We start from the raw sequence: 18475 nt of genomic DNA on the forward strand, positions 1-18475 counted from the left end.
AGAGGTAATAACGAATAGTTTTATATAGTTCAATTGAATGTTAAACGGAATATAACCGCGACTACGTCTCTGAGGAAACAAAAACCTGGAGGGGGAATGTTATGAGGTTCACACATCTGGAAAAAGCAACTACTGTGCTGTCGGATCATCCGGTACGTCTGGCGTCTGCTTATGCAGTCGGTCCAGTCGAGCTTCCGGAAAATTGCGGTGTGGGCAGGGAATGGTCAAGTTATTTTGCCCATGAGGATTGGAATTTGGAAAAGGCTTGTGGTGAAGAAGGAGTAGAGCTTTCAGCCGGAGGAAAGGCAGCGTGCCGATTATTGACCGAGCTGGACCCTCGGACTGCGGAACTGAATCTAGGTGTTTTTCCGCCTTTGGCCGAACAAGAAAGGCTTTTGCTGGTTTCAAATCTTCGTTGTATGGCTGCACAGGAAGTGATTTTCAGACCCTTTGAAGGAACGGGACAAATATGGATAGATGGCACACTTGTATATGCGGAATCCGGTCCTTTTCGCTTGTATCTGGAGGAAGGCGATCACACGGTAGTTATCATTGCTGCGTTTATTCCCGAGGAGGCCCGCTCTATTCGTATCAGTGGAAATCAGGTATGCGACGAATCAGATGTGACAGAACTGCATCGAGAATTTGTAGAGCGTAATATACGTTTTCATATGGCATGGCTAGAGGTTGAAGAAAGTGCTGGCAGGGAGGGCGAAGACAGCCCGATCTTATTTTATTTACTGCGTAAGGATCGGATAGATCTTCCCTTAGATCAAACGTTATGGGTCGAGGTAACGGATGATGAGGGCATGAAGCTGGATCGCTTTCCAGCACATTGGGAGCAGGAGCAAAGCTATGACTGGGATGAGGAAAAGGCCAGGAATACGGGAATGCTGCACTTCACCGTTACATATCGGGATCATGAGGCTGTGGAGCATCATTTTGTGTATTCGGCACTTGTGCGGCCTTTGTCAGTCGTCGTGGAGGGTTTGCAGGAAGAGTATGACCGGTACATTCAAGCCCGCGCTATAGATATTCTTCACTTTGCGCAGAAAATACAAATAGAGGGCTTGCTTGAGGAATTAAAAAGGTTAACGGATTCTCCAGAAGATCCTTTTGAAATCTGGGATTACCGGATTGTGCGTGAATATATCAAGCTATTAAAACAGATCTTCACAAATGGACATACCGAGCAGTCACATTCCCCATCCTTACTTCAAGAAGAACACATCTTTTTGTGTAATGACGGAATTGGGGAAGGATTTTTTGTCTCCCGTTTGGACAATAGTTTGCAACGCTATACCATTCAGCTTCCCAGAAGCTATTCGGCTGACCGACAGTATCCTCTGATCGTTCTGATGCCAGGCAAGCGATATGAGCTGGGTTTGCCGGATTTTCAGAATCGAGGTTTTGGGCGAGGCTGGGAAGAGGAAGCTATATTCGTTACTTTTTCGTGCCGTGGTGTAACGTTGGGCAGTTATATTGGAGAAGCTGCTTTTTTGGAGGGGCTGGATGTCATACTGCAAGCGTATCGAGTGGACGAAGATCGGGTCTATCTGACGGGTTATTCGAACGGTGCATACGCTGCTTGGGCGATGGCACAGGCTTATCCTTCTCGTTTTGCGGCTATTGCGGTTATCTCTGGAGCGCCACATCCCAAGCATCTGATAAATCTGTTGAATATGCCAATATTGAATGTATGTGGAGATCAGGATTACTTATTTGCACAAGCATTTACAGCCCCTGTAACAGCGCTTCCATCTGATCATTTTAAAGGTGTCGTAGAACGTCATTCTAATCACTGGGACACGCATGAGCTGAGACTTCTGGACGGTGTACTGGGCTGGCTTATGCAATGGAAAAGAGATGTCGTACCTCAGCGTATTGCCTACCGGACGGAACGGGGCAGACATAACCGGGCTTACTGGCTGGAACTGACGCGAATGGATGTAAATGAGGAATATGCCGAGTTGTACGGTGAAATGAGTGCCACAGGTGAGTTGGATATCGAGGCAGTTCACGCCGAAGAATTTATCATTCATCTTTCTCAAGAGGTCATGCCCTTGGAATTGGCTCAAGTTCGTATCGGAGCCCGTATCTTCGTGTTGGATTTGCGGGAATACAGTCGCTTTCGCTTTGTTAAGACACAGTCACATAAACGTCCCTCCCCTGAATACCGTTTGATTGCCGAACGGGAGGAAGAAAGCAGTGGATGCTTTACAAAAGAATCGGATGCCAAAAAGAAAATTGTGGATTCGAAAAGCGTGGGAAGAAACGTTTTGAGCCATGGTATGGGTGTGCTTGATGTTTATATGGATCGTCTTCACATTGTCCTTCCGTCCAGCTACGCTACACCGGAGGAAGAACAGGCGGTGAGACGGACGGCGAACGCCTTGGCTAGTCCACGAACAGCGACTTGGAATCCGTATATCGGTGTTCATTATCCGGTGGTGTCTTCCACTGATATTACGGAGGAAGCACTGGCTGATAGCAACGTGATTTGTGTCACTTCGGGCTTGTCCAGACATGAGCTGCTTCACAAGCACCAAGCCGATCTGCAAATTACATGTACGGAGGAAGGTTATACATTGGGCGGCGATTTTACGGCAGGCGAGTATTGTCTGTCATATATTCAACCTAGCCCATGGTCTGCAACCCAGCAAATGCTTGTCGTAGCGACCAATTCTCCCCGTATGCTGGGTAAAAACCTATTTATGCGCAGACTGATTATGCCCGGATACTTTAATGGTCTACACCCGTATTTGAATAAAGAGATTATTGTGTATGATAGCCAGGGAGTGCGTGCTTTTAACTTTACTTCTATTAGACATACGCAGCAAAAACTGCAAGGCCAATAGCCAATAAAAAAGTAACAATGTTATAATAATCCATAATTTAAAAAACCGTCTGGAGGCACATTGGCGATCCTGACGGTTTTTTGCTGGTTCATTGCAGTGATTTGTGATCGGGATGACGTCATATAAAGAAGGGCATTATGGCAGCTTAGCTTTTATATTGCTCCATCAGGTACATGATCTTTACTTCATCGGCCAAATCTCCAAAGGGTTCTAACGGATTCTCTTGAATGATATGATATAAACGCTGAACTCGTTCCTTTGGCAGTTTGCGCACATATCTGGAAATGAAAGCGGCATGGGTGACTACGTAGCGCTTTTTACGGACAGCTGCACTGGCTACGCGGACGAGAATATCTTCGCCCCCTGCCAATTCCAGAATACGGCGCTCATAAAAGACTACGTATCGGAATGTCCGGTCCTTGATCAGCTCACGATTGAGTCTGGCAATCTCTCCGATATATCTGACCATAAGCGGCTCAAAGCTCTTGATCAGGAGAGGATCGAGCGTTAATTCCATGTCTTTGCGGAGAACAAAAGATTGCAGCAGAGCGACCTGCTGGAGCCTTATCCGATCATTGTGAAGGAGTACAGCCATCTCACGCAGCATTTCATAGGAGACACGCTCACTGAGCTGCCGCAGGGCAACCGCGTTTTTATGATTAACGTTTAGTCCTTCCTGGATCTGCCCTATACGACCTCTGAACAGACGTATAAGCTGCCTACGCTGTTCATAAGGATAAATACCCTGCTGTAGAAGCACCAAGGGCAGCAGAAGAAGCGCACCGACGATACCGCACAGAAGCATTTGCTGCGGCGAGTGGCCGAAAAAGACAGTAGCAGCCAGCAATATGACACTAACGGCAAGGTCTTTACGAAAATAACGTTTGGCTCTGAGTCTGGCATATTGCTCTACAGGGACTAGTGTATCCCGACCACATGATGTGCACTCTTCTTCCCAAAGGGCGGTAAATTGTCCACAACGCTTGCAGACTCTTAGCTTTTGGAAGGCGTACTCTGTGCGGGTAAATGGGCGAAATTGTACAGCTTGTTTGGAACTATTCATTGTGCTCACTTCTCCGGTTCAGCAGCGCTAGAAGCTCGGTGTCGATTTGTGTAATCGACGGGGCGCGTTTTTTATGTATATAGTAAATTAGTGATTTGATGGCGACAAAAAGAAACATAATCGCCAGACATCCGTATGAGATCATAGTGTATTTCCTCTTTCTACTTGGATTTTTACTTCAATATTTTACATGGGCGGGTTTCGCTATTGTTATTTTTGTCGTATAAAGGAGAAGGCTGGTGCCCGATTGCCCTTGTTGGGGTATAATTATATCATTACTGCAGGATATTGGTAAAATCTCGCGGTATAACAGGCTTTTGGGTTGGATTCAGACCATTCGGGCAGTATTTTCAGCTGGCGCTCATGTAAAACTCATTATAATTTAATAGTAGGGGAGTACAACTGTAATTTAGAATGAGAATTAACCGGCAAAGGGGTACAAGCGATGTTTAGTAGAGACAGAAAATGGTTTTTGGTCATCGGAATCATATGTACAATGATCATGACCTCGATTTTGGCATGGCAGCCACAGATGGCGAATGCCGCTTCACCCTCTGCTTCTAAGGTGGATGCGGTGCTGGTCGTCGATGTAAGTAATTCAATGAACACCAGTGATCCTGGGAAAATTGGCAATGAAGCTATGAAAATGTTCATTGATATGCTGTCGACGCAAAATGATAAGGTCGGGATTGTAGCGTATACGGATGTCGTACAGCGTGAGAAAGCCTTGCTTAATATTACATCCGAAGCGGATAAGCAGGAACTGAAGACATTTATTGACGGACTGAACCGGGGGGCGTATACTGACACCTCCGTGGGTGTCAAGGAAGCAATCCGCATTTTGCAAGATGGTAAAACAGCTGGACATGCGCCTATGATCGTCATGCTGGCCGACGGTAACAACGATTTTAATAAGACGACAGGCAGAACCGAAAGCCAATCCGATCAGGATATGGCACAGGCTGTAGCCGAGGCTAAAAATAGCGGCGTTCCGATCTACACCATCGGCTTGAATTCAGATGGGAAGTTGAACAAAAACAAGCTCGCCGACATAGCGCAGCAAACGGGCGGCAAGTCCTTTATTACAAGCTCAGCGGATGACCTGCCGAACATTTTGAGTGAAATTTTCGCCAGCAATTTGAAGTTGAAAGTGGTGCCTTTGCAGTCCATTACGGCAAACGGCGACTATCAGGACGTAACGGTAACCGTACCGAACGATAGTGTGCTGGAGGCTAACATTTCGATCATGTCCTCGAAACCGGTGGATGCGAGACTGTTAGACCCGTCGGGCAACACCAAGCCGATTCCTTCGAGCGATGTGCTGCTGTCCAAGTCCAAAAGCTACTCACTGATTAAACTGCTCAAGCCTGCGGCTGGTGACTGGAAGCTCCAAGTCAAGGGAGTCCAGCAGGATCAGATTGATATTAATCTGGTATTTAACTATGATCTGGAGCTGAAAATGGACGCACCGCCCGCCAAATCATACAAAAAAGGCGATGCAGTTCAAATTCGTTCCTACCTGACGAGCAATAGCCAGCATCTTCAGGATCAGGAATTGTATGCGAATATGAATGCTGTTCTGAAGGTCAAGGATCTGGATTCCGGTACAACGAATGAGGTGCCGTTAACCAACGCAGGGGATTCTTTTACCGGTTCCTATACGATTCCAGATGAGCATGACTACGAACTAACCGTTAGAGCAGAGGAGAAGAGCTTCTACCGTGAAACACAGCCTGTAACCATTAGTGCTAAAGCAGGGGCGACGAGCGGTACAAATACGGGCACGACTCAGCCAACAACACCTGCTGAAAAGTCCAAGCTAATGCCACTCATTCTTTTAGGGCTGGGACTGCTCGTTCTGCTGGTTGCCGCATATTTCATCTGGAAGGCTATGAAAAAGGCCAACCGTGGCTTTGTCGGTCAAATCGTACTGGAAATCCGGGATGAGAACACTGGCGAAAAAACGTATCCGCAGTACAAGAAGCTGAACACCTTCCGGGGCAAATTTAATCTGCACCAGTTGCTGCAACTGGCACCGGAATTTGCTGGAACCGACAAGGTTGTGTTCACACCAGCCAATCAGGATCGTATCATTGTGCGCAGTACCTCCGAGATTACGATTGAAAAATCCGGGCGAGCTGTAGACACAGGCAACGGTCTTGAACTCAAAAACGGTGATCGTCTGACCATCCCGTTAGCCAGTGTGGACAAAACCATTTTGCTGGAATTTATTTCAGTAAACAGCTAAACGAACCCTTAGGAGGTCATATCTATGAAACCAGTAGTTAGAGAGCATATCCAACAATTAGACGTATCACTCGGCGGGGGGATCGTAAGCGATAAGATCAGAGTGGATACTATTGATAATCCTATTTTAATTATCGGACTCGGAGGTACGGGAATTGATGCCCTTCTCCGCTTGAAATATCAAATTAACCGCAGATTCAAGCTTCCAGCAGATCCGATCTCCAAGAAAAAGAGCGATAAACCGGACAATGTGGAATTTCTCGCTTTTGAAACGAATGAACAAGACCGCAACAAAAAATACAAGGGGATTGGTTTGGACCCCATCAATGAGTTTGTATTGCTGTCCAATGCGGAAATCGGCGGATTGCTGCAAAACCGTAGCATTCTAGAGCCGTACATTACCGATTGGCTGTCTCCAGAGCTGAGCATTACCGATGGTATGAACGGGGCGGCAGGGGTACGTCAGGCAGGACGATTACTGCTGTTTACCAAAATTAATCAGGTCGTTCAAAGCATTGACAAAAAAATCAAAACCTTGTCTGAGGGCACTAATAAGAAGCTTATGGTGTTCCTGCTGTCCGGTTTGTCCGGCGGTACAGGAAGCGGTACTTTCCTCGATATCTCATATATCGTCCGAGGAATTATTGAGCGCGATTATGGCTCTGCAGGTGTAGACCGTGTAAATACATTAGGGTATCTGTTTACACCAGATATTAATTTGGCGAACAAAAGCCTGAGTGAGCATACACGTGAATATATTAAAAAGAACGGCTATGCTGCACTGAAAGAGCTGGACTACTGGATGAATGTAGACAGCCGTGGTGAACGCTTTAAGCAGCAGTACGGAAATATTTTGACCGTGAACTCGCCGCTTCCGCCGTTTAATCTGTGCCATCTCATTTCGGCCACGAATACGGAAGGCAAGCTGTTGGAAAATGCTTATGATTACTGCATGAATGTCACCGCCGAAAACATCACCAACTTTATGGCGAGTGAGGAAAAACAATCCGGCGAAGAATTTGCCATTCATGACTATATCAGCAATATCCGTACCAACATCGCACAAATGAATAAGGCGTATCCAGCAAACTACGATTACAATATTATCGGGGCTTCCTCGGCGGTGCTGCCAATGGAGGAAATGACGACATATCTGGCTTATCGAATGTTTGGCAAAATGTCCAAAATGTTCGAGCAATCGCCAAATCAAGAGGATGTAGAGAAGTTTGCCCGCAAGCTGGGCGTGGATCTGGATAGCATGATCAAAAACTTTGAATCCCGTGTACCTGAGCCGCTTCCGGGCTTTGAAAACAGTGAACGGTTAAGTTATAGCAATGTCGTTAAAATGCAAGTTGTCAATATGGACACCGAGCTGGAGCAAACGTTCCTGACGCGTGCTCGCGAAGAGTATATCAAAGCGAAGAAGCAGCTTCCTGGTGAAATTACAGGACAGTTTACGGATCAAATTCGCCGTATGTTTCTGCATCCTGAGCAAGGACCGTTTTATGTATCCCGCATGATTTATACTGAAAAAGGATTTAGCTTGCTGAAAATGCTGCTTTCATATGTGGAGACGTTGCGTGAATCACTGCACCGTATTCCAACGGACATTGAATGGGCGCGTGAGCAGGCGAACGAAAAGCTGGGCGATGCCAAGAGCGCGTTTGTATCCAAGGATAAAAAGAAAAATGCGTACATTGAAGCGAAAATTAATGAATATTGGCTGCGTGCTGATGTGGAACGTACAGAGCAGCTCATTGAATTTTATGAAGACCTGTATGACCTGTTGAATAAGGAAAATAGCCGCATTTATAATGTATTTACTGAAATTTTGAACGCATTGAGCGCAATATTTGAGAAGAATGGCGATCTGCTGATTAACGGCGAGGAACAGTCCGATCACAAAGGTAACAAAACGTACTATTGGAATCTGGTAAGTGTACCGGATATTTCTGAAGTTGTGACCAAACTGCTGGATAACCGCAACGGTGACGATTTGATTCGTGATTTTGCCCAAGAATTGCTCGAAAATTCAGATCAATGGGTGAAGGATCAGGATATGGACATCATCAGCTCAATCTCCAATTTCTTGACTGATAAGTTCGGTGATCTCATTACCCGTTCCATGGAGGATTTCCTCGTCATGAAATACGGGCAAGATGAAGCCATTGAAAAATTTGTGGAGCGCTACATTGCGAGCAAACTGGATGAGGAAGCTGTACCTGTGTTCCATCTGAGCAATAGCTCTGGCAACTTGTACTTCCCGTCTTGGGGATTCGTTTCGGTACCTGTACAGTCGCCTAATATCCTAAAAGGCGTTCGCAATTATCAAAATAATGCAATTGGAAAATCACACTTTACTATTAAAGAAAGTGAAGTTCGTAACCGGATTTTCTGGCTCAATACGCGTAATGGTGTTCCTCTGTTTGTATATACGCCGCTCAAAGTGTATGAAGAAAGCTATGAAAAAACGATTCTTGACCGCGAAGGTATTGGCCGCCATCTGGTGCAAACAGGCCAGAACAACTGGACTAATCTGCCGTCGCCGATTCCTGAAAAGTCATGGGGCGAAACTTACGTCAATTCGCGTGTGCAAGCATACAATGCACGCATTCGTAATGATTTTGACCGTGCCAAGTCACTTGGTGTGATTCGAGAAAAGGATGTCGATCAGAATACGAGCAGCCGCTTCACTGTAATCCGTTCGCATGAGCTAGATCTGAATGCGATGCTGGCAGGCTACGATATGCGCTTGCATGAATCCAAGCCGAATTTGGGTGAGGTGAAAAGAGCATGGTCTGAGTTGAAACGTCTGCTGGCTGAAGGGCTGGAGCAGGCCGGAAGCAAGGACATCTTTGGCAGCATCAATGAAGAGATGGCGAAGGAAAACCTGATCCGTTCACCAGAGTTAACACAGGTGGTTCGTGAAGAACTGGTGAAATATACACAAATTGAAGCGAAAGCCGCTGAACTGGAAGCTTTGCTGGGTAAATATCAGGATGAAGAAAAATGGCTTGATCAGTTCATTCAGGCTCTCTATACGGACACGATTACGAAAAAAGGCGCTTTGTATGTCTATGATCGTGACGAAGAGGAAGAGGCTTGGGAGCCGTTTGCCAACGTCATGAAGAGTCGCAATTATGTGGAGTTTGAAGTGTTTACAAACTTCCGTGGTTTGGAAGAAAAGAAATTTGCAGCTCTAATGCGCAAGGCGGATCGCCGTGATGCTGTATTGACTTCATCTGAGGATATTACACCATTGCTGGCAAAGCTGGATGAACTGGCTGCAACTTACACAGAGGCCCGTAATCAATTGGAATATGAAAAGGTGGAGCTGGCTAACGGAGCGGAACTTTATGCATTCTATGCTCAAATGGCTGGAAAATTAAACGACATCCGCAGAAAGTTGAAGTAAAGTATGAGAGAGCAGCTGTTACGTTATGCGGCTGACTATGCAGCCGCAGAGGACCAATTAATCGGAAGCGGGGATGGACGCAGCAGCATCCATTTCCCGTCCGTGTTTCTTTTTATCGGTGATCGCATGAATCCGGTGATGAACACCATTGCAGATATCAACCGGACCAAGTGGGATAACAGCACGGGAGTAACGTATATTCAGATCCGCTCGCAGGAGGAACATGCGGCTGTAGATCGTTCGGTGGATGCTATTATTCATACGATAGCGGTACCGGAGGAAAGTGGCCACCAAACGATACGCCGTGACTTACACCAAGCCTTTTATACACATGAATCGCAGCTAATTGAGCTTAACACCGCGTTGCGCCGGGCTAGTGGACATCTGGCAGATTACGGTCGGTTGTATTCTTCGTTCGAGCGTGTCCATTTGTCGATCTTGACGACAGCGGATGACCCCATGAACGTATTAATCCCTGAAGTTACGCTGTTGGCGGAGTATATTTTTGCGCAGTCTTTTAAATCGGTACAAATGGATCTGTATGTGTTGGTGAATGAAAGCGATCAGACTGCCCAATTTGGCTACAGTAGTGCAACGTCCGTTGCTTTCATGCGAGAGCTGGACTATATCCAGAGTCCGGAGTATACGTTTACGGCACCGCTTCATATGACCGAGGACAAATTGACCATTCCGGTATCCCATGCTCCATCGCCGTTGTTCGATCTCGTCTATGTGCTGTCCGACAAGAACGAACGCGGCGTAACGGTGCCAAATAGTCTGCGAGAAAGCTGTGACATCATTTGCCACATTCAGCTTCTTAAAAACCGTTATCAGGCAGGAGATTCCTATCGGTCACAGGATGGGGGATACAACAATACATCGTTTAAAAACAACATCATGACGGAATCCGGGCGGCAGGGTTATGTGTCGGCTGGATTTTCCCGAGTCAACCGCCCTAACCAGTCAATCGCACTTACGGTGCTGTATCACTTTTATGTGAAGCTGTTAGAGCGTATGAGAACAGAGCAGGAGTGGGACATACGCGATAAGCTGAATTATTTTGGTTTAGATGCTGCTGAGCGCGGTCGCACGCGAAATGATCTAGTTCCTGGTAATGAAGCGATCACGGACATGAGTGCACTGATGACCAGCGGAGCCAGCTACGGCTCGTTGAAGCGAATGACATTACGTGAGGCGGAGGAAGCCTTGTTTGGTCAGGGCTGCGAAGCCTTTTTCCGTGATAATTGTGAACGGATTGTGCACAAACGGTTGGGAGATTTTCAGGCGAAATCAGGTCTGCAGTTGGCTGTGAATGCAGCTGCCAAGGAATATCCTGAAATCGGATTTTTCGAGCTGACAGACTGGACGGATGAAAATAAAACAGGGAATGTACTTACGGCTGTTCGGGGGCTGATTCGGGATACGTCCAATGACTTGCAGATTAGTGCCGCTGAACTGGATACCCTGTATAACGGGCGGGTGGAGGACCAGCCTTTTCAACGACTACCACTCATGGATAAGCATAATGTGCGCAGCTTGATCCGTTACCTGACCGAGACAGTTTACGGGCACAAGCTGCACATGCTGCGGATTCAAGCGGATTTGGAGTTACTTCGCCGCTATGAACTGGCACTAGAGAAATGGCATGCACAAGCGAAGCATATTACAGTACAGCTTGCCAGCCTGGAGCGTGAACTGCATCAAGCTGCAACGGACAGTATTCGGCAGGCCGACAGTTACACAGGTCAAAACCTGTTCGAGTATTACGAGCGTGTGACAGAGGATGTCATGCGTGAGCTGGAAAGCAAGCGGGGAAAATCTATATTCTTTGATACCCGGCATATGGGGCCTGTATCCGGATTGCTGGACGGGGGTCTGTCCGCATTGGTGGATCGACTTACGCAGACCTGTCGTACCTTGATTCTCAGTTCACAGCCGTTTAATCAGACCTTCGAAGAAGAATTATTGCGGCGTGCGAATGTAGCTGCTGCATATGAAAATCGGCTGGTCGTTCCGAAGGATGAGCTGTTTAGAAAACTGTATCAAACGTTAGAGGAACATGGCGGAATTAACGTACGTTTGCTCGACTATACCCATGAGCATCGGTATGAAGAAAAGTACTTCTTTGGTGACTACGAAGGCGAATTTCTTCCTTATGCGATGGATGTGGACATTACTTCACGTATTTACAAACTGGGTTTTGTGCATGAGCGCCGCAGTAGCGGGGTGGAAAAACTGCATTTGATGGGCGGCTTCCATCTGGAGGATCTGATGGTTTACCGCAACGGCAAAACGTATTATGAGACATATACTGCGAATGGTTTCGTGTTTCACGGAATCGACGTGGACCGGTTGCCGGAATTGCGGTAGCCACATATTCATCCTACTTTAATGATGGAAGGAAGCAACGATTCTTATGAAGCAGCGTAAATTTAACGTTCTCCTATTACTGTTCGGCTTGCTGGGCGCTGTAGTAGGCTTCATCTTGGGAGAGCTTATTCTTCACAAATTGATAGGGCACTGGCCGCATATCATCGTGATCGGGCTGTATTTTGGCATCATGGCCCTGTGCATTGGCCTAGGCTGTCTGATTGGCGAACTGATTTCGCCACAGTTAAATGGACATTCATGGCGGCAGCGCTACTCCGGGTTATCCTGGAAGTTACTGGTGCCTGCTACGTTGGTGATGTTGTTCGTGGCAGGTCTGCTATTGGAGTTGGGCTATCAGGTTAACCCTGAAGGGCGCAAGAGCGTACAGGACCTCGTACTTGTGATTGATAATTCCGGAAGTATGCAACAAACAGATCCTGATAATGAACGCCTAACGGCTGCCAAGAGTCTGATTGGTCAAATGGATGGAGACAAGCGGGTAGCCATTGTTTCATTTGATTCTACTGCACAGTTGGTTCAGCCGTTTACTCCCATTCGCACAGATGCAGAGAAGCAAGCGGTTTATTCCAAAATCGATAGTATGCAGACTATAATGTCAGGCGGTACGGAGATCAGACTTGCTTTGGACGAGACGATCAAGGAGATTGAAACCCAAGGCAATGCAGAAAAAGGTTCTCTCGTTATTATGCTCTCTGATGGCTTTAGCGAGTTGGATACCCAGACAGCATTGGCTCCTTATATCGCGCGCCAGATTCCGGTCAATACAATTGGGCTGAAACTGGCAGAGTCGGATGGTATAGCCTTATTGCAAAATATTGCTAACCTGACAGGCGGAACTTATTCTAATGTAGCCAATGCCCAAGGACTTACTCAGGCGTTCGGTAAAATATATAACAAAATCGGTGATCGCACACTGGTAACGGAGCGGACAGGTGAATATGCCGACAGTCTGTATTTTGCCATTTATCGTGTAACGGCTCTGGTCATTATCGGCGCTCTATTGGGATTAGCTCTTGGGCTGATGTTCGATAACCGTTTTCTTGCACGGAACTTCGCCATTGGTGGAGTCCCGGCAGGCTTGCTCGCTGGCTTTATTTTGGAAAAAGGATTATCTGGATCGCCTATAGGAGACTTGATGATTCGTTTGTTGGCAGCGCTCGTACTGGCAGCCCTTATTGCTATCTTTTCGCTTGTTCTGCCGATTGCGGAAAATACTCGCCGATCTTCCGGTGGAGGAAGTCAGGGTGAGTCGTCAGGACGCCGGAGAGGGGCAGCGGAAGCCCCGACGCGCAATCGACGCAGCAGTGGATTTTAGAACGGGAGGCTGGAACTTATGCAGTATAGGGAAGCACAGCCCGGTGATCCTATTATTTCGGAGCTGAGCCACAAAATTGATGACAACCGGGTTGTGTTACGCTGGCAGTGGCCTGAGGGCGCAGCCGTGGTATATATTGCGAAACAATCAGCCGATGCAGGTGTGAATGGGCAAAATGAAGGTGAAGTTTTACCGCCTTTTTCAAGCCTAAAACTTTTTACACGCGAGGAGTATAAGGCTGCTGGCAGCTATCGTGACCGAATTGAAGGCATTGGACGCGTGCGGTATACCGTGTATCCGGCTGTTCGGGAGGATGGAGACACTTACGTGATCCGTCAGCAAGACGGAGCCAACCAACTGGAGTTGAGCACCGGAAGGGCTAAAATCAGATATGCGGTTCACCATAAAAAAGGCTGGTTTCGCAGCCGCAAAACCGTCCAAATTCAGGTGACAGCCGAAGTTCCTGTCCCGCAGGAGGCGCTTTGCTACGTGAAGAAGCGTGGGGGCTATCCCGCAGATCGGGACGATGGAACCTTGTATCCGTTCACAGCACCTTTTGTTGCGGGACGGAATGTTTTACCCGCTGTTGAAGTGGGGGGAGATGAATATGTGCGGCTGTTTTTTACGGACGGCCAGAAATATGGCACGGTATATGAATTAGTTCCTGAATGAAAGGAGGCCGCAACCGATGAGTTTTCTTAGCAATTTATTCAGAAGAAAGCCACAGGCAGCGCCAAGGCCGTTATTTTATGATATTGTGTGCCCTTATTGCTTTAGTAAATTCTCCCCGGAGGAAGTAGTATTCCGTGCTTCTCATCACCGTGAAGATGACGAGGACTACGCTTTGGGTGAAGATGAGCTGTTGAACAAATATCGGGAGCGTTTTGGCTTGGACAGTGTGCATGATATGGAGGCGATTTTACATCCCCTTGATGTTCCTGAGGAACATCGATTGTATTCTGATCATGTACTGACAGGACTGACCGACCGTTATGGCGAGCTGACGCGTCACCGACTGTGCCCGCACTGCCATAACGAGTTGCCCGTGACTGCGGGTAAGGTGCCTAGCAATATCATTTCGATTATTGGAGCTTCGCAGGCAGGGAAATCTGTTTATATGACCTCCCTGATTCACACGCTGCAACATGTTACGGCCGATCATTTTGACGCGGCTTGCATGCCACTCAATGCAGAGATCAGCCGAAAGTTCCGCACTATGTATGAGGAACCCTTATTTGAAAGAGGCGATCTGCTTACATCGACACAAAAAGAAAAGATGCAGGAGCCTTTTATCTTCCAGTTCGTATTTAAGGATGAGGAAAAGCCGCCACTGACGCTAGTGTTTTTTGATGTCGCCGGTGAGGGAATGGTAGATCAGGACTATCTGGGACTGCATGGACAGCATATTAAGAATTCTGCAGGTATTCTCTTTATGGTCGATCCACTACAAATCCGCTCTATTCGGGAGCGCATTAAGATTAACCTTGGCGATAAGCCGGGTGAGTGGGTCTCACAATATGATGAACCGCGTGACGTTGTACTTACGATGTTCGGTGATTTTATCGCCTATCAGGAAAAAGGGAAAACGGACATTCCGACCGCTGTCGTCCTGACCAAAAGTGATATGCTTACTGCGTTGGCAGATGAAGAAGGCACATACATCAAGACGAACAGCAATATTTTTAATCCGATGGAGCATCGCAAATATATGGATTTGGATGAGTTTGCGAACATTGATGGCGAAGTTCGGCGCTTCATCGAAAAGGTGGATAAACCGTTCAAGGGCACGATGGATGTATATTTTACGGATACGGCCTATTTCGCGGTTTCCGCGCTGGGTAGCAATCCGGTTGAGCAAAAGCTGCAAGGGTTGGTTAGTCCGATCCGTGTGGATGAGCCATTTATTTGGCTGCTTTATAAGTTGAAGTACATTGAGGGGAGAGAATCACAGTGAGTTATGCTACCTCTCATTTGATACAACAGCAGATGTACACACGGGAACGGCGTGGTATTTTCCGTTCTACGGAAGGCTTCGATACAGTGGCTAATTCCAAAGGATTGGATGCTTCTTTTATTAAAAAGGTGCTGCATCCCTTATGTGTATATGATGCGCCTGCTGCTTTGACGGCGCGCGGCGAGAAACAGGAAAGTGTCTATCCGGAAGCCATACATCTGGTACGGACGGAGTCCGGGGATGTAGTACTTGGCCGCAGTATTTATAAGGCTGCGGATTTTACTGGGCTACGAAGCGCCCTTTTCACGCACAACTATGTGATTCCAGCCGGACATGGTGAATCTCCGTCTGACTATAAGCAGTGGCTGAACACCTCCTTTGTTGATACTTATGATATTGAGCAGGGAACGGATTTGCCGGAATTGGAGCGCCTACCAGGTGGAAGTGTATTTCCGGCTGTTGACCCGTCTACAGTGCTGGCTCAATTGCAGCTGAGCGAAGAAGTGTTCAAACAGCTTTTATACGCAGTCATGATGTCCGCAGCGGGTCGCAAAAAGGTATACGTAGCGCTGAATGTTCCTGTAGAAGCGGTCGGATCTTCAGCCAAGCAGCTGCTGGGTGTGTTGTATGCGGCACTGCCTTATGCATTTCGGAACAGACTCGGATTTCTTACATATGCACAGGAACCGAACAGCAGAAAAGGTATTCACTTGATGTTTGTTGAGCCTTTTAGTTTGCGTCCCGGTGATCGGAATGTAGAAAAGGACTTTGTATTTGACCTGTCTAATCATAGTCGAATACTTAATGTGGATGCAGAGCAGGTGAGACAGCCGTATTTTGACTGGATCGTCCGTACGTTGTTGAATGGTGAGACGCCGGACGATTTCTTCAAATTTGCCGAGCAAATGCTGACAGGTATGGAGGCCGGGCGTGATTTGACGCCATCCAGCTATCATGAGCTAATTACGTTGTACAGAATTGAGCAGGGAGAGCGGGCATTATACAACGAACAACGAATCACTGTGTTACGAAGCCTGACTGATTATTTATCGCCACCCGATGCGCTGCCACGTAAAATGAGGCTGAATGATCTGTTTCTGTCGTTCTTTGATCATGAATTTGATCGGGTGAAGGATGGATATATTCCGGATGTAGGCCTGGTAGATAGTTTCAAGGACTATTATAAAGTTCATGCACGCAGCAGCGAAAATCGGTTGGTGGAATATTTAATCCGTTCGCTAAACAATGCTTATACTGCCAGAAATACGGAAGCAGTCACGTATATTTATCATACAATTGAAGAGAATCCATCATTAGGCAAGGCATATTTTACGAAAGTGTTGGGTAATCCGGCACTGACAAAAATGCTGTTCATTCCCTACATGGACAGTCAGATGAAAAGAACACCGGATGCCAAGGGGCTGCTGGCTGTTGTGCACGAATGGGGCAGTAGGTATATCGAAGTGTCGGCGAATGCCGATTTTCAGCTTTTGGCAGAATCTGCACTGATGGGCCGACTGCGTGCGGAAAGAAAACCAGTAGAGGCTGTGGCTGCCATTCACCAACGCTTGCGTCAATGGGACAGCAACTCTGCCGTAGGCAAACTGTCCCCGCTGGAGCAATCTGGATTGACAGAACGCTTGCAGGAAGCGTCGGATCGGTATTTACTTACCGAAGTAGAGCTAAAGGAAATATCACCCGATCAGGTCGTACAGATTCCTTTTTTCACACGGCCTGATTTGGTGCAGTGGGTTGGAAAGCTGCCTGCTCCTCTTAAGGGACAAGCTGTGCGATTAGTTGCGGCTTATGATTGGTTTAACACGGAGGACCCGGAACCGTCGGTGCTGGACGGTCTGGAGCCCGGCGAAGTAGAAAAGGTACAGGATTGGGCTTACAGCTGGCTGCCCCAGCAGCTTGCGGAAGGCCATTTTGCCCGTCTGTTGCCTGCCTTTTATCGTTCTGACGGGCCGGGAGATGGAATATTGGATTTCGCTCGCCTGGTCAGTTCGATTCGCAAATGGGCAAAGGATAACGATACGATGTACCGCTTTATCCGATGGTCGGAGGAACACCCTGAGTTTGCTACTCCACGCGGCGGTTTTGAACCATCCTACAGACGTGCGCTACTTCTATTCTTCCAAAAGGAAGGACGAGAGGGACTGCATAAAAAAACGCTGTGGCGTCAATATTTTGAACCTGCGAAGCCTGCCTTTAAAAATTTCTATTTGGCAGCAAAGCGTGAGACGGACACGCCTCTGGTCAAAACGCTTCGTCGTTTCCGTAAAGGTGGGGTGATTTCCGGGATCGTGCTGATTGTCATTGCAGGTACGCTAGGCGGCCTGAAAGCAACCGGGGTGATCGGATCTGCTGACACACCTGCGCCTGTTGCCACTCCGAAGCCTGTACAACAACAGCCTGTAGAGCCTACAGTGCCCGTAAAAAAGGAGCCTACGGCGATAGTGACACATGTGCCTAATACCAAGTCCACTACGAAAATGGTCAAGCTGTTGTTTGCGTTTCAGACATCGACAGAGCAGGCAGAATTTAAGCCGAAGAAGCTCGTCATTGTCGGTGCGGATCAGCAGGAGCACTTATACGAAAATTTTACACTTGCTGAACAGAACGACAAGGAAGCAGCCAGTAAGGCGAACAATGATCCATCCGGTGATGTAAACACTGGGAGCGCCACTACAAAAAGCACGACAGCAGATGGACAATCCACGGACAATGGTTCCACAGCTCGTGGGGGTACATCCAGTGGAAAAAGTGGTGATCAATCTCGAGCAGTGACTGGCAACACGGACGGAGGCTTGACTTCGGAGATTACTACTGAGGGTAGTGGCAATGGAGCAAATACAGACACAGACACTGACACACCATCGGAGTATGATCTGAAGAAGTATCCTTATCGTACGCTATTGACCCTTTGGCAGCGGTTGGAACTGAATGATGCTAGCACGGTTACCGTTGATGGAGAAGAATATCCGCTAGTTCAAGTGAAAACTGCGGACTAAGCAACTATAAAACAGAAATGAATGATGAATGAAGTAAAAGACGGGTTTCCTTCAAAGGACTCGTCTTTTATTGTGCCTATATTTCCATAAAGGATGAATTTGTAATTCAAAATTAACCCTATCTAATAAAGCATCATGTTACGAAAGTATTGACACTAAGTAGACAGCTGATTAAAATTAGTTGGAATTCAAACTATTAAAATTAGATAGATATGGAG

At 47.2% G+C, this 18475-nt stretch carries 10 protein-coding genes; 8 read left to right on the top strand and 2 right to left on the bottom strand.

Features of this window, described 5'->3' with window-relative positions:
* Positions 1–101 precede the first annotated feature (101 nt).
* Complete coding sequence (locus NSQ57_RS10950) at positions 102–2858, top strand: PHB depolymerase family esterase (protein WP_342426012.1); 2757 nt, start codon at positions 102–104, stop codon at positions 2856–2858.
* A 145-nt stretch (positions 2859–3003) separates the two neighbouring features.
* On the opposite strand, the gene NSQ57_RS10955 is transcribed toward NSQ57_RS10950, so the two are convergent.
* Both NSQ57_RS10955 and NSQ57_RS10960 read right to left on the bottom strand, forming a co-directional pair.
* Positions 3004–3921: a hypothetical protein gene (locus NSQ57_RS10955; protein WP_342426013.1), complete on the bottom strand. Its 918-nt coding sequence runs from the start codon at positions 3919–3921 to the stop codon at positions 3004–3006.
* Positions 3914–4066 carry a hypothetical protein gene (locus NSQ57_RS10960; protein WP_165147246.1) on the bottom strand — a complete coding sequence of 51 codons (153 nt, stop codon included), beginning with the start codon at positions 4064–4066 and terminating at the stop codon, positions 3914–3916. The genes NSQ57_RS10955 and NSQ57_RS10960 overlap by 8 nt, the downstream gene beginning before the upstream one ends.
* Positions 4067–4366: 300 nt before the next feature.
* Here NSQ57_RS10960 and NSQ57_RS10965 point away from each other — a divergent pair, with 300 nt between their 5' ends.
* Genes NSQ57_RS10965 through NSQ57_RS10995 form a run of 7 tightly spaced genes read left to right on the top strand, consistent with a single transcriptional unit; the run spans position 4367 to position 18257 of the window.
* Positions 4367–6169 (top strand): vWA domain-containing protein, encoded by a 1803-nt coding sequence (locus tag NSQ57_RS10965; protein WP_342426014.1) that lies wholly within the window; start codon positions 4367–4369, stop codon positions 6167–6169.
* A 24-nt stretch (positions 6170–6193) separates the two neighbouring features.
* Positions 6194–9583, top strand: a complete 3390-nt coding sequence (locus NSQ57_RS10970; protein WP_342426015.1) for a tubulin-like doman-containing protein — start codon at positions 6194–6196, stop codon at positions 9581–9583.
* A gap of 3 nt (positions 9584–9586) precedes the next feature.
* Entirely contained in the window at positions 9587–11953 is a 2367-nt protein-coding gene (locus NSQ57_RS10975; protein WP_342426016.1) for a transcription initiation factor TFIID, read from the top strand.
* Positions 11954–11999: 46 nt separating this feature from the next.
* A complete protein-coding gene (locus tag NSQ57_RS10980) occupies positions 12000–13289 on the top strand; it encodes a vWA domain-containing protein (RefSeq protein WP_029519148.1) in 1290 nt (429 codons plus the stop codon).
* 18 nt (positions 13290–13307) lie between these two features.
* Positions 13308–13961 carry a hypothetical protein gene (locus NSQ57_RS10985; protein ID WP_029519149.1) on the top strand — a complete coding sequence of 218 codons (654 nt, stop codon included), beginning with the start codon at positions 13308–13310 and terminating at the stop codon, positions 13959–13961.
* A 16-nt stretch (positions 13962–13977) separates the two neighbouring features.
* Positions 13978–15243, top strand: coding sequence for a hypothetical protein (locus NSQ57_RS10990; RefSeq protein WP_029519150.1), 1266 nt, complete (start codon positions 13978–13980; stop codon positions 15241–15243).
* The gene (locus NSQ57_RS10995; RefSeq protein ID WP_342426017.1) at positions 15240–18257 is read left to right on the top strand and encodes a hypothetical protein; all 3018 of its coding nucleotides are present in this window, start codon (positions 15240–15242) and stop codon (positions 18255–18257) included. Before NSQ57_RS10990 ends, NSQ57_RS10995 begins: the two co-directional genes overlap by 4 nt.
* Positions 18258–18475 lie beyond the last annotated feature (218 nt).

It is taken from the genome of Paenibacillus sp. FSL L8-0502 (assembly GCF_038593055.1).
Taxonomy (GTDB): Bacteria; Bacillota; Bacilli; order Paenibacillales; family Paenibacillaceae; genus Paenibacillus; species Paenibacillus polymyxa_D.

What these genes read in the sequence shown, in the direction of transcription:
- NSQ57_RS10950 (WP_342426012.1), top strand. Translation starts at nt 102, where the DNA reads ATGAGGTTCACACATCTGGAAAAAGCAACTACTGTGCTGTCGGATCAT.
- NSQ57_RS10955 (WP_342426013.1), bottom strand. Translation starts at nt 3,921, where the DNA reads ATGAATAGTTCCAAACAAGCTGTACAATTTCGCCCATTTACCCGCACA.
- NSQ57_RS10960 (WP_165147246.1), bottom strand. Translation starts at nt 4,066, where the DNA reads ATGATCTCATACGGATGTCTGGCGATTATGTTTCTTTTTGTCGCCATC.
- NSQ57_RS10965 (WP_342426014.1), top strand. Translation starts at nt 4,367, where the DNA reads ATGTTTAGTAGAGACAGAAAATGGTTTTTGGTCATCGGAATCATATGT.
- NSQ57_RS10970 (WP_342426015.1), top strand. Translation starts at nt 6,194, where the DNA reads ATGAAACCAGTAGTTAGAGAGCATATCCAACAATTAGACGTATCACTC.
- NSQ57_RS10975 (WP_342426016.1), top strand. Translation starts at nt 9,587, where the DNA reads ATGAGAGAGCAGCTGTTACGTTATGCGGCTGACTATGCAGCCGCAGAG.
- NSQ57_RS10980 (WP_029519148.1), top strand. Translation starts at nt 12,000, where the DNA reads ATGAAGCAGCGTAAATTTAACGTTCTCCTATTACTGTTCGGCTTGCTG.
- NSQ57_RS10985 (WP_029519149.1), top strand. Translation starts at nt 13,308, where the DNA reads ATGCAGTATAGGGAAGCACAGCCCGGTGATCCTATTATTTCGGAGCTG.
- NSQ57_RS10990 (WP_029519150.1), top strand. Translation starts at nt 13,978, where the DNA reads ATGAGTTTTCTTAGCAATTTATTCAGAAGAAAGCCACAGGCAGCGCCA.